The following is a 269-nucleotide window of genomic DNA, read 5'->3' as shown; positions in this document are numbered from 1 at the left end:
GAGTTGGACCAGTGAAAGTGTCAGTTAGACACTCGTAGTCTGTACCCTGAATCGCACGGCGTGCTAGTGTGTTACGAACAACTCTCATGTAAACACCCGCTTCGCGAGCTTGTTTACGTAGAGAAGTCATTGCGCCAACAGTAACGCCACGAGAATCAGCTACAACTGCAGAAAGTGCACCACTGGCAGCTTCGTTGACTTCAGCAACAATTGCTTTTTTGTCTTGAAGATTTAAAGCCATTTGGATTAACCTCTGGTTGTGATTACAG

At 46.1% G+C, this 269-nt stretch carries 1 protein-coding gene; it reads right to left on the bottom strand.

All coding sequences use genetic code 11. The features are described from left to right. On the bottom strand, window positions 1-241 hold a 241-nt coding region (rplJ, locus tag AB4653_RS29080), incomplete at its 3' end, for a 50S ribosomal protein L10 (protein ID WP_372106109.1). Window positions 242-269 lie beyond the last annotated feature (28 nt).

The sequence above is a fragment of the Vibrio sp. 10N.222.48.A3 genome, from assembly GCF_041475345.1.
Taxonomy (GTDB): domain Bacteria; phylum Pseudomonadota; class Gammaproteobacteria; order Enterobacterales; family Vibrionaceae; genus Vibrio; species Vibrio tasmaniensis_A.
The sequence above is the reverse complement of the archived record's forward strand: the minus strand, read 5'-3'. Positions and strand labels throughout refer to the sequence as shown.